Genomic DNA, 24,480 nt, shown 5'->3' with positions numbered 1-24,480 from the left:
ACCTAGGCTGGTGCCGTGACTTTCCTAGAACCCCTTACCCTCACGGGCAGGTATGTAACCCTGGAACCGTTGTCCAGGGAGCACCACGACGGACTGGTGGACGCGGCACGGGACGGCGAGCTGTGGCGGCTCTGGTACACCTCGGTGCCGGCCCCCGAGGAGATGGCCGCTGAGATCGGGCGCCGCCTCGACCTGCAGGAGCAGGGATCCATGCTGCCGTTCACCACCCGGCTGATCGACCCCGGCACCGGCGCGCCCGGCCGGATCATCGGCATGACCACCTACATGAACATCGACGCCGGCACGCCCCGGGTGGAGATCGGCTCCACCTGGAACGCCGCCTCCGTCCAGGGAACCGGGACCAACCCCGATTCCAAGCTCCTGCTGCTGCGGCACGCGTTCGAGACGCTGGGCTGCCCGGCCGTGGAGTTCCGGACGCATTGGCTGAACCACCAGTCGCGCGAGGCCATCGCCCGGCTGGGCGCCAAGCAGGACGGCGTGCTGCGCAACCACTCCAGGACCCGCGACGGGCTCCTCAGGGACACTGTGGTGTTCTCCATCCTGGAACACGAGTGGCCCATGGTCCGGGCGGGCCTGGAGCACCGGCTGGCCAGGCGCGGCTAGCTGTTCCCGGCTAGCCGCCGGAGTAGGCTCCGGCGGCGTCCAGGGTGGCGTAATACGCCTCGTAGCCCTCGGCGTTCGGGTGGAAGCTGTCCGGGCTGCCCGCGCCGCCAAGGTTGATCCACGGGACCGGCGACAAAGCGCCATGGCCGAGGAAAGCGGACCGTACGTCAACGTAGGTGGCGCCGGTGTCGCCCGCGGCCTCGGCGATTGCACCGTTCAGGTCATCAGCCAACCCGGTGGCCTGGTATATGAACAGCGCCGCGGCACCAGTCTGCCCGGCCGGGATGGGGTCCAGGAGGTAGGGGTAACCGGTGACCACGATCCTGGCGTTGGGCGCGGCGGCCTGCACGCCCTCGATCATCGAGACCACGTCGCGGTACAGTTGCCCGCCCTCGAGCTGGGCGGTTGCATACGCGGTGGCAGCAGCACACTCCTGGCCCGGGGTTGCACCTGCCAGCGCTACTCCACAGTAGGTAATGATGGCGCCGAAGCCGAGGTTGTTGCCGCCGGCGGTGATGGTCACCAGTTCGGTGCTCTTGTTCAGCCGCCCAAGCTGGGAGTCCACCACATCCTGGGTTGTCTTCCCGCTGCAGGCCTCGTTGGCAACCAGTTTGATCGCCTTGGTCTCGTCGGCGAGCTCAGAGTAGGTGTTGCCGCTGCGGTAGCAGTCATCCAGGTACGGCCCGGCCCCCTGCCCGGCAGCGAAGGAGTCTCCCAGGGCAATGTACTTGGTCTTGTCCGCAGCCTGCGCCGGCACGGTAGCCAGCCCTGCCGCCATGGCAAGGGTGGCGAGGCCTGCTGCAAAAGCCGAGCGACGGCGTCGTACGGTGATGTTCCCCAAGTGGCTCTCCTTGAACGGTGGAAGAAGGCAAGCACGAGCCACCGTACTACCTGGCTGTGACGTGCGCCTCCTGTGGCCGGTGTGATTAGCTGTGCGGATGAAGAAACCGGGCAGGTCCATGGACTGGGATGGTGCCGTTAACGCCTGGCATGTGGCCGGCGGTGTCTACCGCATGGGCAGGCGCGAGTGGCTCACCGAGGCAGGCTGGCGGCAGGCGTACGACGACGGCATCCGCACGGTGATTGACCTCCGCAACGAGGCGGAGGCGCAGCGCCGGGACACCGATCCCGTGGTGGGCAGGGCCGCCTGGTCCGGGATGGTGGTGGTTTCCGCGCCGACGGAGGAGCCGGGCGATCCGCGCTTTACCGCCGTGACCGGCCCCTACCTCAACGATCCGGCCCACTATCCCGAGAACGCGCGGCTGTTCCCGGACAAGCTGGTGGGCGTCTTCCGCGAGCTTGCGGCAGCTTCGGCCCGCGGCGCCGTGGTGCTGCACTGCGCGGCCGGCCGTGACCGCAGCGGCATGGTGGCGGCCATGGTCCAGGACCTCGCCGGGGACTCCGGGCAGGACATCGCCGAGGGCTACCGGCGCGCGGCCCGCGGCATCAACGAGCGCTACCGCACCCACGGCCCGCCCCATGCACGGGAACGGTACCTCGGCGAAGCGGAACTGGTCCCGCTGCTCCAAGAGCGCGGAGAGGCCGTGGCGCAATTCGTGCGCAGCCTCGATACCCGCGCGTTCCTGCTGGACAACGGACTCAGCGCCGCGGAGCTTGACGCCGTCCGTGCCTTGTGCGGAGCGGGGGTGTCCCGATGAGCGTCCGCCGGGTCCTCTTCCTCGGCGCGGCGGCGGGCGTCCTCGCATCCTCCGCTGTTGTGGCTGCGCCGGGTTGGGCTGTGGTTGCTCCGGGCCCGGATGCCGGCGCCGTCCCGGGCTCGGGCAGTTCGTTCCTCTCGGACGCCGCCCTGGCCGATGCCGTGCAGCGGGACCTCGGCCTCACCCCGGAACAGTTCGCCGCCGCCGGGGAACTCGGCGTCCGGGCCGCAGCCGCGGCCGGGCAGCTCAGGGCCGTTCCCGGTTATGCGGGCACCCGGCTCCAGGACGGGCAGATCGTGGTGTCCGGAACAGGTGCCGAACTCCAGGACGCGGTGGCGGCGCTCGGCGCCGGCATCCCGGGCCTTGTTCTGGAGGCGGCTGCGGCAGGCGCTGCGATGCCTGCCGTGCCAAAGCCTGCCGTGCCAAAGCCTGCCGTGCCAAAGCCTGCCGTGCCAAACCCTGGTTCCGAGCTCGCGCTGAGCACGGAGCAGCTGTTCCACGCGTACGTGGCCGAGGTGGGGCTGCAGGGACTGCAGGCGGTGGTCACCTCCGGCGGGAAGTTCGTCATCCGCACCGGCGGCGTCAACGCGCCGGAAGCGGCCCCGGACGGTACCGGTGCCCCGGCTGCCGGGCCCGGAAGCTCCAAAGCGGCGGACGCCGGCAGGAAATCGCCGGCGGAGTTTGTTGCCCGGTTCGCCAACGTTGAGCTCGACGACGGCACGCCGCTTGCGCCGGAGGCCGAGGTTCCCGGGGGACTCGGCTACATCGCCGACACCGGCTGGATCTGCTCCACGGGCTTTTCGGCGTTTGACCCGGCAGGCCTGCCGGCCGTCCTCACGGCCGGCCACTGTGCCTCGGACGGGGCAGCTGAGACGGCGGAGCTGGAATTCCAGTTCAACCGGACAGGGCTGCTCGGAAAGTTTGGTTTCAGCCAGTTCGGCGGCCCCGGCAACAGCCCGGTCCTCCGGCCAGGGAGCGTGGACGACCCGCTCCAGCCGGACGACCCGGGCAACGTGGGAACAGATATCGCGGTGGTGGAATCCCTCCGTGCGGACCTGGACCCCCTGCCGGCAGCGAGCACCTGGGGTGACGCGTCCCAGCCGGAACCCGACGTCAAGATCATCGGCACGGCCGATCCCGTGGCGGGCATGCCGGTGTGCCGTTCCGGCCGGACCTCGGCCTGGTCCTGCGGCACGGTGGATGCGGTGGGGATCTTTGTGGTTCCCGGGCCCGGCTACGCGGCGGACCCCAACGACCTGCGGGCGTTCAACGGTTTCCTGTCCTACGGCGTCCAGTCCAGCGGCGGAGATTCCGGCGGCCCGTACGTCAGCGGCAACTACGCCGTGGGCACCCATGCCGCCGGAGACACGCCTGACGAGCAGGGCAACGTGGTGGAGAATTTCGCGGTCGGGGCCACCCTGGCGGACAGCCTGGCCGTGCTGCCCGGTTACCAGCTGGAACTCTTCCTCAACACGCCTTCGGTGTCCTCTCCGGCGCCCGGCACCACCTATGAACCGGGGCAGGTCATCGGCGGCACCGTCCCTGCGGCCCCTGCCTCTGCCGTGGCTGCCGGCTCGAAGGTCCGGATCACTATCCAGCAGCAGGACACCGTCGAGGTCCCCGTCAACGCCGACGGGACCTGGAGCTTCCCGGCGCCGGAGGGCAAGGGAACACTCCGCTTTACCGCGCAGACCGTCAACGGGTTCAGTGCCTCCGGTCCTGCGGACTTCGAGTTCGCCGCCGCTGCCCCGGAACCGGCCCCGGAAGAACCGGCCCCGCCGGTGCAGCCGGAGCCGGAAGAGCCCCCCGCCAGCCCGTTGCCCGCGCCGGCACCTGTGCCGGCAGACCCGGCGCCCGCACCTGTGCCGGCAGCCCCGGCGCCCGCACCTGTGCCGGCAGCCCCGGCCCCGGCGGATTCCTCTGCGGCTGGCCATGACGCCGTCGTCGTACCTTCGCCTGCCGCCGCCCCTCCAGCGGACCCGTCAGGCTACGCGCGCCACCGTGACGGCGGCGGCCTGGCGTACACGGGTGCCAGCGCACTCCCGGCAGCGGGTGCTGCCGCGGGGGCGATCGCCGTCGGAACCCTGTTGACGGCACTCGTCCGCCGCCGGAGGCAGCACACCCCCGAATAGCGACGCGATCAGGCGCGGCCGGCAGGCTCCTTGTGGCGACGCATCAGCAGGTTGGTGATGCGGAGGGTGCAGAGCCGCTGCCCCGCCTCGTTGGTGATCAGCACCTCGTGGGTGGTGAGCGTGCCGCCCAGGTGGATGGGCGTGGCCGTAATGGTGATCTGCCCTTCCCGCGCGGAGCGGTGGTGGGTTGCCGAAACATCCACGCCCACCGCCGTCTTGCCCAGGGTGCTCGCATGGATCACGGCCGCCCAGGAACCCACCGCTTCGCCCACGGCCAGCGACGCCCCGCCGTGGAGCAGCCCGAATGACTGCCGGTTCCCCTCCACCGGCATGGTGGCCACCACGCGTTGGACGGACTCCTCAATAATCTTGACGCCCATCTTCTCGTCCAGTTCGCCGAGGGTGATCTTCCACAGCTCGTGCGCCGAAGGCTTGCTCTCGGCAGCATCCATGGGTGATGGGGCGCTCATTAGTTCTCCTCTTGGTGGCCGAATACCGTCCTGGCCTTCTAGTGTGCAGCATGGCACTTCATGTATGGTGAATATATTACCGAACGGACGGTCAGTAATGACTCGTCCTGTTTGCCTGCCCCTTTGTTGGAAGGACCCGTCAACGATGACCACCACAGCCACAGCTCCCCAGGCCACGGTCGACACCGTGGAGACAGTGCCCAGCTTCATCATGGATGCGTGGTGGACGCCCGACGCCGGAGCGGCAGCTTCCGCAACGCCGGTCCGGGACGCGAGCACGGGGGAGGTCCTGGCCAAGGTAAGCACCGAGGGGCTGGACCTGGCCGCCGTCGTTGACTATGGCCGCACCACCGGCCAGGAGGAACTCGGCCAGTTCACCTTCCACCAGCGCGCCCTCAAGCTCAAGGAGCTGGCGCAGTACCTCAATGCCCGGCGCGAGCACTTTTACACTTTCTCCGCCCAGACCGGCGCCACCAAGGTGGATTCGATGATCGACATCGACGGCGGCATCGGCGTCCTGTTCACGTTCGGGTCCAAGGGCCGCCGCGAGCTGCCCAACTCCCAGGTGGTGGTGGACGGGCCCATGGAGGTGCTGTCCAAGGACGGTTCCTTCGCCGGTGAACACATCTATACCCGCATCCCCGGCGTGGCCGTGCAGATCAACGCCTTCAACTTCCCCGTCTGGGGCATGCTGGAGAAGTTCGCCCCGGCCTTCCTCGCCGGCGTCCCCACCATCGTCAAGCCCGCTACCCCCACCGGGTACGTGGCTGCCGCCGTGGTCAAGGCCATCGTCGAATCGAACATCCTTCCCAAGGGCTCGCTGCAGCTCATTTCCGGCTCCGTCCGCGGCCTGCTGGATGTCCTGGACTACCGTGACCTGGTGGCCTTCACCGGCTCCGCATCCACGGCCCTCTCCCTGAAGTCGCACCCCAACGTGGTGCAGGGCGGGGTCCGGTTCACGTCCGAGACCGACTCCCTCAACGCCGCCATCCTCGGGCCGGATGCCGTGGAGGGCACCCCGGAATTCGATGCGTTCGTGAAGTCCGTGGTCACGGAGATGACGGCGAAGGCAGGGCAGAAGTGCACCGCCATCCGCCGGGCCATCGTGCCGCAGGAGCTGGTTGCCGCCGTCTCGGCGGCCATCGGCAAGCGGATCTCCGAGCGCGTTGTCCTCGGCGACCCCCGCGCGGACGGCGTCACCATGGGCGCGCTCGCGTCGGTGGAGCAACTCAAGGATGTCCGGGCGGCCGTCCAGACGATGCTGGACAACGGCGGTGAGCTGGCCTACGGGACGCTCGATTCGCCGTCGGTCACGTCCGCGGACGGATCCACGGGCGTGGTGGGCGGCGGCGCGTTCATGGCGCCTGTCCTGCTGAACTGGCAGGACCCCGAGGCGGAGGAAGTCCATTCCCTGGAGGCGTTCGGTCCCGTGTCCTCGGTGATCGGGTACAAGGACCTTCCCGACGCCGTCCGCCTCGCCGCCCGCGGCGGCGGCTCCCTGGTCGCCTCGGTCTGCACCAACGATCCCGCGGTGGCCCGGGAATTGGTCACCGGCATCGCCGCGCACCACGGCCGTGTCCTGATGCTCAACCGCGAGGACGCCCGTTCGTCAACGGGCCACGGTTCGCCCGTGCCGCACCTGGTCCACGGCGGGCCCGGACGTGCCGGCGGCGGTGAGGAACTGGGCGGCATCCGGTCGGTCATGCACCACATGCAGCGCACCGCCATCCAGGGCTCGCCGAACATGCTCACCGCCGTCACGGGTGTGTGGCACGCGGGCGCGGACCGCAACTTCACCGTCGAGACGGAAGGTACCCACCCGTTCCGGAAGTCGCTGGAGACCCTGAGGATTGGCGACGCCGTCCGGTCCGACCTGCGCCAGGTCACCCTGGAGGACATCACCGCGTTCGCCAACTCCACGGGCGACACGTTCTACGCCCACACCAACCACGAGGCCGCGGAAGCCAACCCGTTCTTCCCGGGCATCGTGGCGCACGGCTACCTCCTGCTGGCCTGGGGTGCCGGCCTCTTCGTGGAGCCGGCTCCGGGTCCCGTGCTGGCCAACTACGGGCTGGAAAACCTGCGGTTCATCACCCCCGTGGCGGCGGGCGACTCCATCCGGGTGACGCTCACCGCCAAGAAGATCACCCCGCGCGAAACCGACGAGTACGGCGAAGTGGCCTGGGACGCGGTGCTCACCAACCAGAACGACGAGATCGTGGCCACCTACGACGTCCTTACCCTCGTCGCCAAGTAGCCCCGCAGCCAAGTCACCCACCTGGCACGCTCTCTCACTTGACGCCGGTTTCATCGTGACGCTCTCTCACCTAATGCCGGTTTGTCGCCAACGCTCTATCACTCGCCCCTGGTAGGTGATAGAGCGTTGGCGATTTATCAGCATCAAGTGAGAGAGCGTTTGGGGATTTGCGGCATCAAGTGAGAGAGCGTTTGAGGCTGGACCGGGCAAGGAGGCGGCCGGTTCTTTTTGGCGGGCGGAGGCGTAAAATTCTGCCCGTAGGAGGTGGCCACATGAACCTAAGAATGAACACAGCCACAACCGTCCTGCCAGTCGATGATGCAGCGCGCGCCCGAAGGTTCTACACCGAAAAGCTCGGACTCCCGCACCGCGGCATGACAGACGACGGAAGCGAATTGCTCGGCAGCGACGGCGGCCCCATGCTGCAGTTGATGCCGGTCTCGGACGGCAAGCACTCCGAGCACACAGCCCTGAGCTTCGAGGTCACGGATATCGAAAAAACGGTCCGCGACATGGAAGCCAGGGGTGTCGCGTTCCAGGACTACGATCTGCCCAACCTGAAGACACAGAACCACATCTGCACCACCGACTCGGAGAAATGCGCGTGGTTCATGGACACCGAACACAACATCCTGTGCGTCCACGAGAAGCTCGGGGTCCAGGCCGAATACGAACTCTAGCGGCGCAGCGAACTCCCCCAAAACACAGCAGGGGCGCCCCGGGTTTCCGGGGCGCCCCTGCTGCCGTTCCGGCAGGAAGCGGGGTCAGGACTCGGCGCCGCCGTGCAGGCTGTCGTCGCTGCTGTCATCCTCACGGCCGGTGCCGTGCCCGCTTTCGCTCTGGTCCGAGAGGTCCATGTTGCCCCGGGCCTCAGCCATGGTAGGGCCGCCGGAGGGGACGCTGTAGGTGTCCGGGCGGATGCCGTGAGACTGTTCCTCGATCAGTGCCTGCTCTTCGCTGAAGCGGATCACGTTGGCCTCATCGCCGGCGTCGCCGGGAACGTCCTCACGGACCTTCGAGGGGTCCGGAATGATGTATCCGGCGTCTGCTTCGTCTTTGGGGTGGCTCATTTTCTTACCTTCCTATCGGGTGTTACTTGTGGGCCGCGCGATGAGGTCCGCCTTGAGGTCAAGGCTCTGGTCCTGCCGCTTGACCTTGAAGCCTACGGTATCGCCGGGGTTGCGGTTCCGGAGTTCCGCCAGGAGCTTCTCCGGAGCGGTGAGGTCCACGCCCTCCAGGGACTCGAGGACGTCACCCGGGCGGATGCCCGCGCGTGCCGCCGGGCCGTCGTCGTCCACTGCCAGGACCACGACGCCGGTGCGTGCGTCGATGCCCAATTGGCCGGCGATCTGCGGGGTCAATTCCCCCGGGGTGAGGCCCAGATAGGCGTGCTCGGCAGTGCCGTCCGCCAGCAGTTCCTCGGCGACCTCCACGGCCGTGGCGGCGGGGATCGCGAACCCGAGGGCCACGGCCCCGGCTGACGGGGGAATGTAGGCCTCGCTGATGCCGATGATTTCACCGCGCATATTGATGACCGCTCCGCCGGAGTTGCCCGGGCTGATGGGGGCGTCGGTCTGGATCAGGTCCACCAGGGAGAGGCTGTTGGAGGCGGAACCGGGAATGGACCGGTGCAGCCCGGAGATGATCCCGGCGGTGGCGGTGTTCTCGAAGCCGAGCGGGGAGCCGAGCACCACGGCGCCCTCGCCGACGCGCGGGAGGTTGGTCTGGTAGAGGGGTTTGGGCAGGCCGGTTCGGTTGGCCTGGACCAGTGCGAGGTCCGTGACGGGGTCGGTTGCCCTGACGGTTCCCTCCACCCGCTGGCCGTCCGCAAAGGCCACCTCAACGCGGGTGTTGCCCCGGACCACATGCTCGTTCGTCAGGATCAGGCCGTCCTCGGAGTAGACCACGCCGCTGCCCAGGCCGCCGTCCGTGAAAATGGTGACCACGGACGGTGCGAGGTTCTCCACCAGCTGGGGGATATCGCCCTCCTCGGCCGGCGCGGGGGCCGGCGCCGCTGTGCCGTCAGGCGTGGCCGTGGACGTCGGCCCGAGGCTGGAGGAGCCGCTGGGGGCCGGGGGAGGCGTGGAGCCGGTGCAGCCGGTGAGGGCCAGGGAAGCCGTGAGCAGTGCTGCCCCCGCGGCGGTCCGGAAGCGGTCCGGACGCGGCAGCGCCCGGCGGGTGACGGTATTCATGGGCGGCCTCCTCCGGGTCCTGGCTGGTTTCTACCACCGTAGCCGGGGATCGGAGAAAATACCAAGCACCCTTAGTATCTATCTCAGTGCTGGGTGGAGTGCAGCCCGTCGAAGGCCATGGTGATCACGTCGTCGGCGAGCCGTTCCGGGGAGAGGGAGCCGCCCGGCTTGTACCATTCCACGATCGAGTTGATCATGCCGAACAGCAGCCTGGTGACGGTCCGCGGATCGATGTCCTGGCGCAGCGAGCCTTCGTCGCGGGCTGCGGAGATCAGTGCGGCCACCTTGTGGTCGAAGGTGCGCCGACGCTCCAGGGCGTCCCGCTCGATCTCCGTGTTCCCGCGCAGCCGCAGGAGCAGCGTGACGAACGGCAGCCGGTCCACCAGGACGGCCACGGTCTGCCGGAGCACGAACTCCAGGCGGGCATCGGCCGCGCCGGACGTGGCGGCAGGCTCTTCCAGGATGGCCTCAAGTCCGCCGAGGGCGTGCTCCAGGGCGAGCTTCAGGAGGTCGCCCTTGGACGGCACGTGGTGGTAGATGGCGGACTTGGAGATGCCCAGGTTGTCCGCAAGGATACCCATGGACGTTGCGTCGTAGCCATGCCGGTTGAAGACGTCGACGGCGATGCGCAGCACCGACTGCTGGTCGTATCCGGGGCGGCCGCGCTTGGCTGTGCTGGCTGTATCAGTGCTGCTGGGCATAGTGGCTAGTTTCTCACGAACGGTCGGTCGGGTGGCGCAGCCCGGAGCCTGCGCCACCGCTGGATGACTACGCCTTGGGGCGCAGGTCGTAGATGCGCCGCAGCTTGCCGTTGGAACGCTCCAGCGAGCCCGGCTCCACCACGTCGACTGCGCACGAAGAACCCACGTGGATCTTGATCTGCTCCTTCAAGGCGCGCGCCGCCGTCGTGCACTGCTCAACGGTGACGCTTTCCCGGCGCTCGATCTTCACCGTCATCTGGTCCATCCGCTGGCCCTCGGGCCGGGTGAGCTCCAGCTGGAAGTGCGGGCTGAGCTCGGGGATGCGGAGCGCAATCTCCTCGATCTGGGACGGGAACACATTCACGCCCCGGAGGATGATCATGTCGTCGCTGCGGCCGGTGATGCGTCCCATCCGGCGGTGCGCGGGGCGGGCCGTGCCGGGGAGCAGGCGGGTGAGGTCCTTGGTGCGGTACCGGATGATGGGCAGCGCTTCCTTGGTGAGGGACGTGAAAACCAGTTCGCCGTGCTCGCCGTCGCGCAGGACGTTTTCCTTGCCCACCTCCGGGTTGAAGGCGTCGATGATTTCGGGGCGGAAGTGGTCCTCCCAGATGTGGCTGCCGTCCTGGGTCTCCACGGCCTCGCCGGCCACGCCGGGTCCCATGACCTCGGAGAGCCCGTAGATGTCGCAGGCCTTGATGTTCATGGTGACCTCAAGTTCGTGCCGCATTTCCTCGGTCCACGGCTCGGCGCCCAGCACCGCGTACTTCAGCGAGGTGGAGGCGGGGTCGATGCCCATGTGCGCCATGGCGTCCGCGATGGTGAGCAGGTACGTGGGGGTGGCCAGGATGGCGTCCGGCTTGAAGTCCTGGATCAGCTGGATCTGGCGTTCGGTCTGCCCGCCGGAGATGGGGATGACGGTGCAGCCGAGGGCTTCGGCGCCGGCGTGGGCGCCCAGGCCGCCGGTGAACAGGCCATACCCGTAGGCGTTGTGGACCTTCATGCCCGGGCGGATGCCGGAGGCGCGGAAGCTGCGGGCCACCAGCTTTGCCCAGTCCGCCAGGTCCTTTTTGGTGTACCCGACCACCGTGGGCCGGCCCGTGGTGCCTGAGCTGGCGTGCACGCGGGCAACCTGGTTTTGCGGGACGGCGAACATGCCGAACGGGTATTCCTCGCGCAGGTCATCCTTGGTGGTGAAGGGGAAGTTGCCCAGGTCGCTGAGTTCCCGGAGGTCGTTCGGGTGGATGCCGGCGTCGTCGAACTTGCGCTTGTACAGGGGCACGCGCTCGTAGGCGTAGGCAACGGTGTGCTGCAGGCGGCTGAGCTGCAGGGCCTCGAGCTCGTCGCGGGACATGGTCTCCTCGCGGTCCAGGATGACGTTAGTGCCTGCGGCCGTTGCTGCGGCAGCGGCGGGGGTTTCGGGAGCATGCAGGGTCATGGTTTCCTACTTCTTGGGGATGGTGCGGCTGCGTCCGCGGAACTCGGCAATGAGCTCGCCGGGCTGGGCTGAACGGGGCGGTATTGAACTGGGCTGGGCTGAACTGGGCTGGGCTGAACTGGGCTGGGCCGGGGTGGGCTGGCCCGCGGGGGAGGGTGCAGCGTCAGGCTGGGCATCCGTAGCGAAAATCTGGATGTCGTACAGCCCGCTGCGTCCGGCGCTGGAGCGGCGGTCCGCCACCGCGGTCAGCACCTGGCCGCGGAAGGCCGGCTTGAGGAAATTGATGTCGACGCCGGAGGCCACGGTGATGCTGTTTTCCTCGCCGGGTGCCTGGACGGCCGGGTTGCAGGCGAGGGCGAATGCGGTATCACCGAAGGCGAAGATCATTCCGCCGTGGGCCATGCCGAAGCCGTTGAGCATTTCCTGCCGGAGGGTCATCCGGATGGTTGCGTGGCCGTCGCTGATGGCGAGGACTTCAATGCCCATCCACTCGGAGGCATAGTCGTTCTCCAGGATCTGGTGTGTGGGCCCGGAAAGGGTGGTTTCAGCCATGCGTCATTGCCTCCAGCTTTATTTACCGAATGTTCATTAGGTAATCCCATGGAGGGGTCCGGTGTCAAGGGCCGGGCGTCACGGCCGGGCCGTTCCTGCCCACTTGCTCCGGCGGGACCGTGCGCCAGAGCCGGGACACGCCGTCGTGCCCGGCGCGCCGGAAGGGGTGCGGAGAAGCAACCGGGCTGGAACATACGACGGCGGCACGCACCGGCCGCCCCCGGCCCGGCGGATGTGCAGCGTCACCGCCGCCGTGCCCGCCGGATGTGCAGTGTCACCGCCGCCGTGCCCGCCACCACAGCGGGCCGTGCCCATCACCACAGGCCCGGCAGGCTCCAACGCTGCCGAAAGCCCGTGCCGAAGTGCAAGGATGGAGTAACCGGCACCAGCACAGCAAAGGGCGGACCATGGCCAAAGGCATCTACGTCAGCGCAACCACTCCCGGATCGGGCAAGTCACTCGTGGCCCTGGGCCTGGCGGACACCCTTCACCGGCATGCGGACAGGATCGGCTTCTTCAAGCCCGTGGTCCATGGCCCGGACGCCGCGGCCGATCCGATGGTCGCACTGATGAAATCCCGATTCGCGCTGGAGGACGAGCGCTGCCGCGGCGGCCTCACCCACGAGGAAGTCCGGACCCTGCTGGCCGAGGGAAACCGGGCCGAGATCGACGCCCGCTGCGTGGAAATCTTCGCCGACATCTCGCGGCACTGCGATGTGGTGATCGTGGAGGGAACGGACCTGGTGGGCCAGGACTCCGCCGTCGAATTCGACCTCAACGCCCGCCTGGCCAACAACCTGGCCGCCCCCATCGTGGCGGTGGTGGGAGCCAAGGGGCGGACCGTCGCCGAGGCCGCGGCCGCCGTCGAGGTTGCCCGGAAGGAACTTGCCGCGGAACGGTGCTCCCTGCTGGCCATCATGGTGAACCGGGCGGACCCGGCGGACCTGGATGCGATCGCCGCTGCCGTGAAGCCCGGCGCCTCCAGGCGGCCCGTGTACATCCTGCCCGAACTGGAGGCCATCGCGCGGCCCACCACCGGCGAGGTTGCAGCGGCGCTGGGCGTCCGCCAGATCGCCGGGCGGCCGGACATGGAACGCGACGTCAAGGACATCAAGGTGGCCGCCATGAACGTGGGCAACTTCCTGAACGTGCTGGACGAGGGAGCCCTGGTGATCGTCCCCGGCGACCGAGCGGACGTGATGGTGGCGTGCCTGGCTGCGTCCTTCTCGCCGGAGTTCCCGGTGGCCTCCGCGCTCATCCTCACCGGCGGGCTCGCGCCGGACGCCAACATCTATCCGCTCCTGGCGCAGGCCCCGTTCCCTGTCTTCGCGGCGCGGGAGGACACCTACACCACCGCCCGCCGGGTTTCTGAGGTCCGCAGCGAGATCTGGTCCGGGCATCGCCGCAAGGTGGCGTCCGCCCTGGGCCTCTGGTCCCGCCGGGTGGACGAGGCCGAACTGGTGGAACGCCTGCACCTGCCCCGGGCCGAGCGGATGACGCCGCTGCGCTTCCTGCACGACCTTATAGAGCGCGCCCGCTCGCAGCGCCGGCACGTGGTCCTGCCGGAGGGAACGGACGTGAGGATCCTGCGCGCGGCGGAGATCCTGCACCGGCGCGACGTCTGCGACCTCACCGTGCTCGGCCCCGAATCGGAGGTCCGCGAACTGGCGGCCGCCCGCGGCATCGACCTGTCCGGCATCAACATCGTTGACCCGGCCACCTCGGACCTGCGCCAGAAGTTCGCGGAAAAGTACGCGGAACTGCGGGCGCACAAGGGCGTTGACCTGCCCAAGGCCCTGGAGATCATGCAGGACGTGAGCTATTTCGGCACCATGATGGTCCAGCTCGGCGTGGTGGACGGCATGGTGTCCGGCGCGGCCCACACCACCGCCCACACCATCCGGCCCGCCCTGGAGTTCGTGAAGACGCGCGAGGGCGTGAAGATCGTGTCCTCGGTGTTCCTGATGCTGATGCCGGACCGGGTGCTGGTGTACGGCGACTGCGCCGTGAACCCGGACCCCAACGTGGAGCAGCTGGCGGACATTGCGCTGGCGTCGGCGGAAACCGCGGCGCAGTTCGGCGTGGAGCCGCGGGTGGCGATGCTCTCCTACTCCACCGGCGGTTCCGGCTCGGGTGAAGCGGTGGACGCGGTGCGGCAGGCCACCGAACTGGTCCGCCAGCGCCGCCCGGACCTCGCCGTCGAGGGCCCCATCCAGTACGACGCCGCCGTGGACGCCTCCATCGCGGAGTCCAAAATGCCGGGTTCCTCGGTTGCCGGGCAGGCCACGGTGTTCATCTTCCCGGACCTCAACACCGGCAACAACACCTACAAGGCGGTGCAGCAGAGCTCCGGGGCCGTGGCCGTCGGGCCCGTCCTGCAGGGGCTGCGGAAGCCGGTCAACGACCTCTCCCGCGGCTGCACCGTGGAGGACATCGTGAACACCGTGGCCATCACCGCCATCCAGGCCCAGGCCCCAGCCTCCTAGGCCGGCGTCCCGGGACACAACCCAGCCGGCACAAAGGGCGACGGCGGCACCCACCCTGGGTGCCGCCGTCGTCCTTTGTCTTGAGGTGCTTAGCGCCGCGTCAGCTGTTGTCCGGCTTCGCCAGGCTGGCCGGGTCCTCCTGCTTGGCGGGCTCATCGGACAGGCCCTGCGGGGTGAGGTCCAGGTCCTCGGTGTTCTCCGGGGCTTCGGGTGCCTCACCGGTTTCCTCAGCTTTCAGGGCGCCCGTGTCGTCCAGGGCAGGGTTGGCGCCTTCCACCACTGTGGGGTCCTTCTTTCCGGAACCGGAACCGGTGTCCGAATCCGCCTGCGGATTCAAAGGCGCGGTGCTGCTGGATCCCGTGTTGGTGGGGTCGTTCTCGTCGATCGAATTCGGCTCGTTCGTCATGGAAGTGTCCTCTCGGGCGTGGTCCAGCTCGTGTGCCGACTTTAGGCCCCCGCCTCGCCTGTCCGCAAGAAACCTCCACCGCAGCCCGCCTATAGTGGGGTTTGAACCGCAGAAGCAAGGCTCAGGAGGCCCCATATGCTCGTGCTCGTCATCAACTCCGGCTCGTCCTCGCTCAAGTACCAGGTGCGCGACGTCGCCGCCGGGACCGTCCTGACCGAGGGGCTGATCGAGAAGATCGGCATGGGCAACGGTGGTGACGGGGACGGCGAGATCGAGGGCCCGCGGGACCACGCCGAGGCGCTGGAGCAGGTGGATGCCGCCATCCACCAGGAACTCGGCGGCCTGGAGCTGGCCGCGGTGGGGCACCGGGTGGTGCACGGCGGGGAGCGCTTCGCGGAGCCCGTGCTGATAGACAACGAGATCACCCGCGCCATCGAGCGCCTGAACCCGCTGGCGCCGCTGCACAACCCCGCCAACGTCCTGGGGATCCGTGCCATCACCAGGAAGTGGCCGGACATGCCCCAGGTTGCCGTGTTCGACACCGCGTTCCACCGCACCCTGCCCGAGCACGCCTGGCGCTACGCCGTCCCGGACGAGCTCTACACCAACCACGGCATCCGCCGCTACGGCTTCCACGGCACCTCGCACGAGTACGTGACCCGCCGCGCCGCCGCGCTGCTGGACCTGCCCGTTGAAGAGTTCGACGGCGTCATCGCCCACCTGGGCAACGGCGCCTCCGTTACGGCCATCCGCGGCGGCAACTCCGTGGACACGTCCATGGGCTTCACGCCGCTCGAGGGCCTGGTGATGGGAACCCGCTCGGGCGACCTGGACCCGTCCATCCTGGTGTTCCTGGGCCGCGCAGGCTGGACCCCGGAGGACCTGGACACCATGCTCAACCGCGAATCCGGGCTGAAGGGCCTGGCCGGCAACAATGACATGCGCTCGGTGGTGGAGGCCTCCGAGTCAGGCGACGCCAAGGCTGCCACGGCGCTCGCCGTCACGTCCTACCGGCTGGCCAAGTACATCGGCGGGTACCACGTGGCCGTGGGCGGGGCGAAGGCCCTCGTGTTCACGGCCGGCATCGGCGAGAACTCCCACCAGTTCCGTGCGCTGGTGGCGGACCGGCTGGGCGCCCTGGGCGTAGAGCTCGACGCCGGCCTGAACGCCGAGCGGTCCAGGGATCCGCGCGTCATTTCCACGGCCGGGTCCGCCATCCCCGTCCTGGTGGTTCCCACGGACGAGGAGCGCGCCATCGCGGAGGCGACGGCCGCCGTCGTCTCCTCATCGGTTGCTCCTTAAGTGCCGTTTTCGGCGCCCAGAACGGCATTACTGGAGCACTCGACGGGGTTCCCGGGACGCTCTCTCGCCTACGCCCGGCCCTTGAGGATCAGGTTCCAGTAGACCTGGGGGAAGATGTCCCGGTCCACCACCCAGGACAGCTTGCTCTCGTTCCAGGTAGGCACCCGGGGAATGGTGGGCATGGGCCGGTAGCGGTCGTCGAACTCCGCGAACACCACCGTGTCCCGCGACACCGTGAACGGGCATACGGAGTAGCCGTTGTACTTTGCGCGCAGCGGCTTCCCCTTCCTGGCGGCGACCAGGTTCTTGGCCAGCACCTTGGTCTGCTTCCGGAGGGCGCCGCCGGATTTTGAGTTGGTGGTCCCGGCCGCGTCCCCCAGGGACCACACGTTCGGGAACCGGATGTGGCGGAGCGTCTGGCGGTCCACCTCCACGAACCCGCCCGTGTCCCCGGCGGCAGGCAGGTCCGTGGCCTTGAGCCAGTCCGGTGCCGACTGCGGCGGAACGGCGTTCAGTACGTCGTAGTGGATGGTGTCGTCTACGCCGGTGGAGATGTCCCGGATGACGGCGTTCCGGCCTGCCGGGTCCACGGAAACCAGTTCGCTGTTGGTCCGCAGTTCAATGCCGTACTCCGCGATCTTGCGGTCCAGTTCCCGGTCAATCTCGGGCACCCCGAACACTGTGGGGTAGGGCTGGACCATGACCACGCGGATCTGGTCCAGCACGCCCTGTTCCCGCCAGTAGTCGCAGGCAAGGTACATGGGCTTTTGGCTGGCGCCGCCGCATTTGATGGGACCGGCGGGCATGGTGAAGACGGCGGTTCCGGACGTGAGGCCGCTCAGCAGGGTCCAGGCTTTTGGTGCCAGCTCGAACTCGTAGTGCGACGCCCCGTGCAGTGAATGCACGGCCTCGGCAAGGCCCGGCACCTCGTCCCAGTCGTACTGCAGGCCCGGGCACACCACCAGCTGCCCGTAGGACACGGACGAGCCCGAGGCCAGGCTGACGGTATTGGTGTCCGTGTCCACCCCCACGGCGCCGTCCCGGATCCAAGTGACGCCCTGGGGCATCACCGATTCCTGGGAGCGGACGGCCTCCTGGGCCTGGGCACGGCCGCCGGCAATGTGGGAGAACAGCGGCTGGTAAAGGTGGTGGTCCTTGGGCTCGATGACGGCCACGTCCCTGACCCCGTAGCGTTCCAGGCGGGCTGCCAGGGAAACGCCTGCGTTGCCCCCGCCGATGATCACCACTTCATGCTGCGTGGCCACGGGCGCTACTTCTTTTCGGTCAGGGCAGAAGCCTTGTGCGCGGCCCGGGCTCCGGTCTTGGCGGATTCCACCACGTACTGCGGCTCGTCCTCGCTGGCACGGTGCGTGTGTCCGTCCAGCTCAAAGTCGCTGGTCTTCTTCTCAACGATCTTTCCGTGGGTCATGCCCTGCGACGTGTTCCATTCGACGGACGTTCCCTTGCGTAGCGGCATGCCTGCTCCTTTGGTGGGGTCCGGGACGTGGCGGTCTCCGGTTGGAATACGGGTGCTCCACAATAGTAAGCACGGTTAGCTTCTCCGGGTACTGCCGCGGCTAGAAGGTGGGGTGACGACGGCGGGAGGCGGCCGTCGTCGTCACCTCACCGCCGTGCCAGGTAGCGGGTTGCTGCCCCGGCCGCCCTGTTGCACAGGGCCCAGTAGGCCACTCCCGCGGCCAGTGAGCCGGCTACCGCCAGCGGCACGCTGATGCCGGTCAGCAGGGGGTAGACCAGCCAGTGGACAAGGTAGATGTGCATGGAGGCGCTGGCCAGCAGGACTACCAGCCGGCTCAGGGCGCGCGGCACCGGGAGGGTGGGCAGCCAGGCGAGCATGAGGATTCCGGCCATCACGGTGAGGTCCCGGTAAGGGTTCTCGAAGAATCCCGGGACGGTGAGGAGCGTCAGGGCGGTGACGGTGCAGCGCTGGGCGAGGGTGCGGGAGCGGGCCACCACCCACCCCAGGGCGAACAGCCAGAAGGCAGGGACGGTGTGGGGCACGCCGGGCTCTATTAGCTCAAAGCGGGTGAGCAGTCCGCCGCCAAACAGGACCAGCGGAAAGACGAACGGGAACAGGCGTTCGGCGCGGTGGAGCCAGGGGAGGGCGAGCAGGGCCGTCATCGCCAGCAGGATGTAGACCATCACCTCGATGAACCAGAAGTGCCACTGCGTGGTCACCTGCTCGGGGCCGAGGACGGCGTTCAGGAGCACGATGTTCACCAGGCCGTACCGGTCCGTGGCCAGGTAGGCGAAGGCAATGAACACCATGCTGGGCACCGCGATCCGGGCCACGCTGGTGAGCTGGCGCCGCAGGCGGGGAAGCCCCTCGCCGGAGAGCTGGAAGCGGGCGAAATTGAATCCCGCCGCGGCGAACAACACGTGAGCCATGCCCTGCCAGCTGAAGAGGCCGATGTGGGTACTGGCAATCAGGAAAATCCCGACGGCGCGGAGGACGAGGCTGGTGTCCATCGGGGCCAGGAGGCGGGCGGTCCACGGGCGTACAGGCTTCTCACCCTGGCGCCCGTCCGCAGGCATGTCCGGGTGCCCGTTCCTGTTCCTGTCCGGCCGCGGTTTGAGGTTCCGGACCGGCGTCACGTGCCAGTCCGGCGGCAGGTGCCCCAGCACCTGCTCGAGCCGGACTGAGGCGGCCACGAAGGACAGGGAATCGCCGCCGAGCGAAACGAACGTGTCGTCGTCGGAAATGTCCGTCAGTTCCAGCGTGTCCTCGAAGATCCGCCTGACCGTGTCCGGCTGCGTGGTGCTGCCGGGCCGGGCTGCGGCGCCGGATGCGTCCCCCGCGGACTCAGCGGCTGCGGCCGGACGGGAGGGGTGTGCCGACGGCAGGGCAGCCACGGCCGGATAGTCCACCTTGCCCGTCCCCAGGCGGGGGAGCTCCTCCACGGCATGGAGGTCGACGGCGGCCCGCGGCAGTCCCAGCCCCTGGGCCAGGACCTTGGTGAGCAGGTGGGTGTCGTGGTCCCCTTCGACGGCGACGACGAGCCGCTGGTCCGTCCCGGCGCTCGCCGCTACCACGCCGAGATCCGCCAGGAGGCGTTCCACCTGGCCCAGGTCCACCCGCAGCCCAACGATCTTGACGAACCGGCTGCGGCGCCCGCACACCTCGTAGAGGCCGGCGCTGTTCTTCCGGGCGAGGTCGCCGGTGCGCAGTTCGGTGACAGTGCGGCCCAGCGCCAGGTCGCCAGGGCTCTCTGCATAGCCCAGCATCACGTTCGGGCCGCTGTACACGAGTTCGCCGTCGGCAAGCCCCGGGACGGGCTCGATGCGGAAGGCTCCGCCTGGAACGGGAACACCGATTGCGCCGGGATGGTCGGTTGCCAGGTCCGGCGGCAGGTAGGCCATGCGGGCGGTGGCCTCCGTCTGGCCGTACATGACGAACAGGTCCCAGCCCCGCTCCCGGCCCAGTTCGGCGTAGTGCCGCACCGAGTCCGGGGCAAGCCGGCCGCCGGCCTGGGTGACATAGCGCAGGGCGGGCAGGTCCATGTCCGCGAAGCCCACGCGCTCCAGCAGTTCGAAGGTGTAGGGAACAGCGGCGAAGGCTGTGGCGCCCTCCCGCCGGAACAGCTCCCAGAAGCACGGATCCACCACGGACAGCCCGGTGAGGACCAGGCCTGCGCCGCGCAGGAGGTGGCTGTTGATGACGGAGAGCCCGTAGCAGTAGGACATGGGCAGCGTGGTGGCGGCGCGGTCGTCCCGGGTGATCTGCAGGTAGGTTGCAATGGATTCGGCGTTGGCCTGGAGGTTGGCGTGGGAAAGCCTCACCAGTTTGGGGGAGCCCGTGGACCCGGAGGTGCTGAGGAGCAGGGCGAGGTCCGGATGCAGGGTGTGCCGGGTGCCGGGCCGGCGTTCGTCCAGGACGCACTGCCCGTCGGCCGAGCGCACCACCACGTCGGGATCGTACGCGGCCACCAGAGACTCGAGGGCCGCCGGCTTGTCCTCCGGGAGCAGGATCAGCGGGTGGCCGGAGGCGAGGGCTGCCAGGTAGGCAACAACGGATTCGACGTCGTTGGAGGCAGCGAGCGCGATCAGGCGTCGTTCGGTGCCGAGCCTTCGGGCGAAGCTGTCCACCCGGTCGGCAAGGTCCCCGTAGGTGAGGGTCAGTCCGTCGGTGATGATGGCAGGCCTGTTTCCGTAGCTCGAAAGATCGGCAGCGAAAGGTACCCGCGCGAAATCAAGCTGCGTGGTCATCCGACCATGGTATTAGCTAAGCCTCACCTAAGTAAAAACCACTGTTATAGACCATCCGGTGGAGAAATAATCGGTTACCGTCCTAGCCTGCGTCCGTTGTGGGGAGCGGTTCCGCGGCGGGGACAGTGGGACCCGTGGCCGCCGTCGGCTGTGCGGTCTGAACCGGAGTGGACGACGGCGCCGGGCTGGCTCCGCCGGTCGGGGCCGCGGTTGCTGCCCCGGATCCTGCAGGAGCCGGAGCCGGAGCCGGAGCAGGAGCAGGTGGCTCGGTGGCGGGGGCCGCCGAAGCCGGGTCCGCCGGTGCGGTCGCGGAGGCTGGGCTGGGCGAGGCCGTCCGGCTGGCGGGCTGACCTGCCGAGGCGCCGGGATCTGCCCTGATGATGGCTACGATTTGTTCCTTGTAGGATGCGAGCGCGGCCTGGATCTCCGAAAGCGGGACGTTGTGGATGTTCCTGCCGTACGCGGCAATTTCTTCCCACAGGGCTGTCAGTCGGGCCATGCTGTCCCCTTCAAGCGGACCGTCGAGGGTGAGCACGAGCTGGCTGGCCAGCGCATAGGTAAGGCAGTCCAGGCAGTTGTAGTTTGCGGCAGCTGACAGGTTCTCGGGGACGATGACGTCCGCCTGCCCCACAACAAGAACCACCTGGAAACCGACCGCCACCGCCGCGCAGCCTGTACAGCTGGCAAAGGCGTATGCCTCGTTACGTGCGTCCACCGGTTCGCCGTCCTCAGCCCATACCAGCGCGAATGCCACGCTGTAGGTGACTGAGCCGTCGCTGGTATTGATGGCAAGGGCCTGGGTGCCGTCCGGCTCCGGGGCGGCGGGCCGATCGAACGGGAATACCCAGGACGGCGCGGCGGAAGCGTCCGCGGCCGTGGATGCGGCAGGCCCGGTACCGGACGGGCCTGCAACGGGAACAAGCACCATGCTCAGTTGGGGATTCTCGCGCGTGGGCGTCGGGGTGCCCGCAGGCCAGAGGGCCACTGTGCGTCCGCCGCGCCCTTCTTTCAAGGCGGTATCGCCGGCCGGGAGGATCGATGTGGTCGCATCCGCGAGGGTGCCGCGTTCGTAGGGCTGGACGGGCCGGTAGGTTGCGCCGTCTGGCCACCATGCCCAGGCGAGGCCGGCAAGGAGGGCACCCACCACTGTCAATGCAGCGGTACGTTGCACAGCGTTGCCGCGGGTCTTCTGCCAGAGCGCGGTGAGCAGCTGGCGAACCAGGCGCAGCAGGATGTACAGCATGCCCAGCATGGGCAGTGCCACGGCAACAATGGCGAGGAAGCGTACCGCGGCCCCGGCCAGGTCTCCGGCCGAAAGGCTTTCTGCCAGCAGGCCCTGCTGCCGGGCGGCGCTGCTCCATGCGGTGGCCAGCAGCCGTGGCAGCGAAATCACCAGCTGAACAGCAGCAGGGGCACGGTGACCAGGACCCAAAGCGTCACAACGGCGCGCGCCCATGGTTTGAGGACCTTATTTTCAGGCCGCCCCCAGCGCCATGGAAGCATGCCCAGCAGGACGGGTTTGATGCGCTGGAAAAGGTCGGGCACGCCGGTGGCGTCCGCCAGGATGTGGTAGCCGTCGAACCTGACCAGGGGCAGCAGCTGCCGGACCATTTGCAGGATCTGCGTCACCACAACCAGCAGCAGTGCGTCGAAGCCGGTGGCCCACCAGAGTGCCATGATTGCCACGGCAACGATGGCGTTGAAGTAGAGGCCGCCGAGGTCCGTCCGGAGCCGGCCGCCGCGGCCCAGCCTGTAGGAGTCGGTCACATCTGTGAAGAATGCCGGCCAGACCAGGTAGAGGCCCGCGCCCATCGAGCCGGGGATGGCGCCTCCTTTCCGTGCTGCGGCGGCGTGACCGAATTCGTGGAAGCCTGCAGACAGGATGGTGATGGCGAAGATCAGCAGGAGCAGGAGGGGGTTTTCGAAAGCTTCGTGGGTGGCTGATCCGAGTCCCTTCACCATCAGCACCCACCAGCACGCCGCCAGGAAGGCCACGGTAACCGCCGCGACGATCAGGGGGTTGAAAAGTGCGGCGAACGGAGCCGTGAGTTTGCCCGTCCGCACCGGATCCGTCACCGTGTAGCGGAAGCGCATGCCCAGCAGCGGATCTGCCTTCCTGACTTCGGGCTGGGACCCGTCGGCCAGCCGGAGCAGGCCAAGCGGCAGCAGTTGCGAATCGATCAGGGTGCGCACGTTGTCAGTGCTGATGAGCCTGCCGGACCCGGCGCTGGCATGCTCCGCAATCTCGGATAGGCCGCGGGTCCCGTTCACGGCTTCCAGCACAAGATAGAGCAGCGGTGTCAGCTGGAGGGTTTGTCCGTCGGCGCGGCGGACCAGGGAAGGCGGCTCCCGGTAGCCTGATCCTTCTGACTCGCCGATCAGTTGGACGCCGTCGGCAAGGCGGGGAACCCGCAGGTGGGGCTCAGTTTCCAGGGCAGAGGACGACGGCGGGCCCGCCTGGGGGCGCGGCCCGCCGCTGGTTTGGGTCATCTGTGCTTACTGTTCGAGGTTGGACTGCTGGTTGGCAGAGGCGTTGGCCTGGCCCTCAATGTGCTGGCTGATGATGGCGTCCTGCTCGGCCACGGCGTAGGCCTGGCTGTCGATGGAACCGATGTTCGCGGCCACAGCCGCGTCGATCGGGGCCGCGACGTTCGCATTGGCAGCCACGGCACCGTTGATCGGCGCCGCGATGTCCGCGTCCGCAGCAAGGTCCACGTTGACGTTGAGCAGGTCGCCGTCCAGAGCCGCTGCGGGATCCACAGGCACCGCGCCGACATCGGGCAGGGTTCCGTCGGGAAGCGTGCCGTCGGTTAGTGTTCCGTCGGTCAGGGTTCCGTCCGGAAGCGTGCCATCGGGGAGGAGGGCGCCGCCGTCGGCCGTTCCTGCGGTGGTTCCCGCATCCGGGCTTCCGCCGTCCACCGTGTCATTGCCCTGGTCGATGGTGCTGTCCTGGGTGGACTCGGCATTCGCATCCGCCACGATGCCCTGCTCAATCACGACGCCCTGATCGGCGAGTGCCTGGGCGTCCGAGCCGTAGGAAAGAATGTTGGCGGAGGCTGCGGCGTCAATCGGTGCTGCGACGTTGGCGTTTGCTGCCACAGCAAGGTCGATGGGCGCTGCCGCGTCGATGCCCAGGTCCAGGTCGGCATTCAAGTCCAGGACAGAGGCGACTTCCTTGTCCGGCAGGGCCGTTGCCTGCTCTGACATCAGTTCGTCGTCGGTCAGGGGACGCATTTCCTGTTCCATGCTCACGCAAAACCTCCACATGCGGCGCTGGTTGTCCTGCCCCCAGCGGGCAGCCAGCCAGACAATAGTAAGCCTGATTAGCATTTATGGGTACTGGAGGCGTCATGAGCGTTACCGCTGGTCAGGCCTGTGGGACCACACGCGCGCGGCTTCATTCGCAGGCGGTGCCGGCCCTTCCGGCAGGGCATTGACACCGGCCTGCCGAAGGTCCACTCTGGCGCTGTGCCTGCCTATCGTGCCGGCAGAGCCGAGCCGGCATCAGGTGCCCTGTGAAGGAGGCTCCCATGCCTGTTGTAGAAGAAAGTGTTGTTGTTGCCCGGCCGCCGCAGGAGGTCTTTGACTTCGTGTCGAAGTTCCAGAACGTCGCGGTCTTCGATTCCTCCGTCACGTCCTCGGAGCAGGTGGGGGACGGCCCCCTGGGCGTCGGCACCCGCGGGCGGGGCACCAGCAAAGTGATGGGCAGGCAGTTCGACTGGACCGTCGAGGTTACCGAGTTCGATCCTCCCCGGCGCATGGTGTCCCGTTCGGTCGAGGGCAAGCTGGATTTCACCATCACCTTCACCCTTGAACCGGCCGACGGCGGCACCCGCCTCACCCAGCGGATCGACGCTGCCACAGGACTGGGCGGCGTGTTCGGCAAGCTGGCCGACCCGCTCGTTGAACGGGCCCAGGGCCGCACGGTCCGCGCCAACCTCGAAACCCTGGCGGAGTGGCTGGCAGCGCACCCGGAGGCCTGAGCTGCCTGGTTTCCCATCGATTGCTCCGATACTGCCGTTCTGGGGGCCCTCAACGGCA

At 68.2% G+C, this 24,480-nt stretch carries 22 protein-coding genes; 8 read left to right on the top strand and 14 right to left on the bottom strand.

The window, feature by feature from the left end:
* The first annotated feature begins 15 nt into the window (after nt 1-15).
* Complete coding sequence (locus AC4BCK_RS16230; RefSeq protein ID WP_174177930.1) at nt 16-624, top strand: GNAT family N-acetyltransferase; 609 nt, start codon at nt 16-18, stop codon at nt 622-624.
* Between the two features lie 10 nt (nt 625-634).
* Here the strand turns inward: AC4BCK_RS16230 and AC4BCK_RS16225 are convergent, their stop codons facing one another.
* Nucleotides 635-1,465 carry an SGNH/GDSL hydrolase family protein gene (locus AC4BCK_RS16225; protein WP_490566194.1) on the bottom strand — a complete coding sequence of 277 codons (831 nt, stop codon included), beginning with the start codon at nt 1,463-1,465 and terminating at the stop codon, nt 635-637.
* Between the two features lie 118 nt (nt 1,466-1,583).
* Between AC4BCK_RS16225 and AC4BCK_RS16220 the strand changes: the two genes are divergently transcribed.
* Both AC4BCK_RS16220 and AC4BCK_RS16215 read left to right on the top strand, forming a co-directional pair.
* Complete coding sequence (locus AC4BCK_RS16220; protein WP_310112890.1) at nt 1,584-2,282, top strand: tyrosine-protein phosphatase; 699 nt, start codon at nt 1,584-1,586, stop codon at nt 2,280-2,282.
* Complete coding sequence (locus AC4BCK_RS16215; RefSeq protein WP_490566193.1) at nt 2,279-4,414, top strand: S1 family peptidase; 2,136 nt, start codon at nt 2,279-2,281, stop codon at nt 4,412-4,414. Before AC4BCK_RS16220 ends, AC4BCK_RS16215 begins: the two co-directional genes overlap by 4 nt.
* Before the next feature lie 8 nt (nt 4,415-4,422).
* Here the strand turns inward: AC4BCK_RS16215 and AC4BCK_RS16210 are convergent, their stop codons facing one another.
* A complete protein-coding gene (locus AC4BCK_RS16210) occupies nt 4,423-4,884 on the bottom strand; it encodes a PaaI family thioesterase (RefSeq protein WP_363939181.1) in 462 nt (153 codons plus the stop codon).
* A 145-nt stretch (nt 4,885-5,029) separates the two neighbouring features.
* Between AC4BCK_RS16210 and paaZ the strand changes: the two genes are divergently transcribed.
* Both paaZ and AC4BCK_RS16200 read left to right on the top strand, forming a co-directional pair.
* On the top strand, nt 5,030-7,141 hold the full coding sequence (paaZ, locus tag AC4BCK_RS16205; protein ID WP_363939179.1) for a phenylacetic acid degradation bifunctional protein PaaZ: 2,112 nt from the start codon (nt 5,030-5,032) through the stop codon (nt 7,139-7,141).
* 284 nt (nt 7,142-7,425) lie between these two features.
* A complete protein-coding gene (locus tag AC4BCK_RS16200; protein WP_229675165.1) occupies nt 7,426-7,821 on the top strand; it encodes a VOC family protein in 396 nt (131 codons plus the stop codon).
* A gap of 84 nt (nt 7,822-7,905) precedes the next feature.
* Here the strand turns inward: AC4BCK_RS16200 and AC4BCK_RS16195 are convergent, their stop codons facing one another.
* The 5 genes from AC4BCK_RS16195 to AC4BCK_RS16175 all read right to left on the bottom strand — a co-directional run bounded on the left by AC4BCK_RS16195 (nt 7,906) and on the right by AC4BCK_RS16175 (nt 12,021).
* A complete protein-coding gene (locus tag AC4BCK_RS16195) occupies nt 7,906-8,211 on the bottom strand; it encodes a hypothetical protein (protein WP_174177942.1) in 306 nt (101 codons plus the stop codon).
* A gap of 12 nt (nt 8,212-8,223) precedes the next feature.
* Nucleotides 8,224-9,333 (bottom strand): S1C family serine protease, encoded by a 1,110-nt coding sequence (locus AC4BCK_RS16190; protein ID WP_490566192.1) that lies wholly within the window; start codon nt 9,331-9,333, stop codon nt 8,224-8,226.
* 83 nt (nt 9,334-9,416) lie between these two features.
* The gene (locus tag AC4BCK_RS16185) at nt 9,417-10,034 is read right to left on the bottom strand and encodes a TetR/AcrR family transcriptional regulator (RefSeq protein WP_174177945.1); all 618 of its coding nucleotides are present in this window, start codon (nt 10,032-10,034) and stop codon (nt 9,417-9,419) included.
* Between the two features lie 67 nt (nt 10,035-10,101).
* Nucleotides 10,102-11,469, bottom strand: coding sequence for a phenylacetate--CoA ligase PaaK (gene paaK / locus AC4BCK_RS16180; RefSeq protein ID WP_174177947.1), 1,368 nt, complete (start codon nt 11,467-11,469; stop codon nt 10,102-10,104).
* 6 nt (nt 11,470-11,475) lie between these two features.
* Nucleotides 11,476-12,021 carry a hotdog fold thioesterase gene (locus AC4BCK_RS16175; RefSeq protein WP_364407773.1) on the bottom strand — a complete coding sequence of 182 codons (546 nt, stop codon included), beginning with the start codon at nt 12,019-12,021 and terminating at the stop codon, nt 11,476-11,478.
* 407 nt (nt 12,022-12,428) lie between these two features.
* Between AC4BCK_RS16175 and pta the strand changes: the two genes are divergently transcribed.
* Nucleotides 12,429-14,507, top strand: a complete 2,079-nt coding sequence (gene pta / locus AC4BCK_RS16170; RefSeq protein ID WP_174177951.1) for a phosphate acetyltransferase — start codon at nt 12,429-12,431, stop codon at nt 14,505-14,507.
* Nucleotides 14,508-14,607: 100 nt separating this feature from the next.
* Here the strand turns inward: pta and AC4BCK_RS16165 are convergent, their stop codons facing one another.
* Entirely contained in the window at nt 14,608-14,913 is a 306-nt protein-coding gene (locus AC4BCK_RS16165; RefSeq protein WP_310108417.1) for a hypothetical protein, read from the bottom strand.
* 135 nt (nt 14,914-15,048) lie between these two features.
* On the opposite strand from AC4BCK_RS16165, the gene AC4BCK_RS16160 reads away from it, so the two are divergent.
* Complete coding sequence (locus tag AC4BCK_RS16160; protein WP_310108420.1) at nt 15,049-16,215, top strand: acetate kinase; 1,167 nt, start codon at nt 15,049-15,051, stop codon at nt 16,213-16,215.
* A 68-nt stretch (nt 16,216-16,283) separates the two neighbouring features.
* Here AC4BCK_RS16160 and AC4BCK_RS16155 read toward each other — a convergent pair whose 3' ends face one another.
* The 6 genes from AC4BCK_RS16155 to AC4BCK_RS16130 all read right to left on the bottom strand — a co-directional run bounded on the left by AC4BCK_RS16155 (nt 16,284) and on the right by AC4BCK_RS16130 (nt 23,685).
* Nucleotides 16,284-17,480 carry an NAD(P)/FAD-dependent oxidoreductase gene (locus AC4BCK_RS16155; protein ID WP_490566191.1) on the bottom strand — a complete coding sequence of 399 codons (1,197 nt, stop codon included), beginning with the start codon at nt 17,478-17,480 and terminating at the stop codon, nt 16,284-16,286.
* Nucleotides 17,481-17,485: 5 nt separating this feature from the next.
* Nucleotides 17,486-17,692, bottom strand: coding sequence for a hypervirulence associated TUDOR domain-containing protein (locus AC4BCK_RS16150; RefSeq protein WP_104184611.1), 207 nt, complete (start codon nt 17,690-17,692; stop codon nt 17,486-17,488).
* A gap of 146 nt (nt 17,693-17,838) precedes the next feature.
* Nucleotides 17,839-20,439, bottom strand: coding sequence for an AMP-binding protein (locus AC4BCK_RS16145; protein ID WP_490566190.1), 2,601 nt, complete (start codon nt 20,437-20,439; stop codon nt 17,839-17,841).
* A gap of 82 nt (nt 20,440-20,521) precedes the next feature.
* A complete protein-coding gene (locus AC4BCK_RS16140; protein WP_490566189.1) occupies nt 20,522-21,832 on the bottom strand; it encodes a hypothetical protein in 1,311 nt (436 codons plus the stop codon).
* Entirely contained in the window at nt 21,829-22,929 is a 1,101-nt protein-coding gene (locus AC4BCK_RS16135) for a zinc metalloprotease (protein ID WP_490566188.1), read from the bottom strand. The genes AC4BCK_RS16140 and AC4BCK_RS16135 overlap by 4 nt, the downstream gene beginning before the upstream one ends.
* Nucleotides 22,930-22,935: 6 nt before the next feature.
* Nucleotides 22,936-23,685 carry a peptidoglycan-binding protein gene (locus AC4BCK_RS16130; protein ID WP_490566927.1) on the bottom strand — a complete coding sequence of 250 codons (750 nt, stop codon included), beginning with the start codon at nt 23,683-23,685 and terminating at the stop codon, nt 22,936-22,938.
* A 284-nt stretch (nt 23,686-23,969) separates the two neighbouring features.
* Here AC4BCK_RS16130 and AC4BCK_RS16125 point away from each other — a divergent pair, with 284 nt between their 5' ends.
* Nucleotides 23,970-24,422, top strand: a complete 453-nt coding sequence (locus AC4BCK_RS16125) for an SRPBCC family protein (RefSeq protein ID WP_174177963.1) — start codon at nt 23,970-23,972, stop codon at nt 24,420-24,422.
* Nucleotides 24,423-24,480 lie beyond the last annotated feature (58 nt).

The sequence above is a fragment of the Pseudarthrobacter sp. As-47 genome (assembly GCF_058215595.1).
Note: the sequence above shows the minus strand (reverse complement) of the source record. Positions and strands in the feature narration are given on the sequence as shown.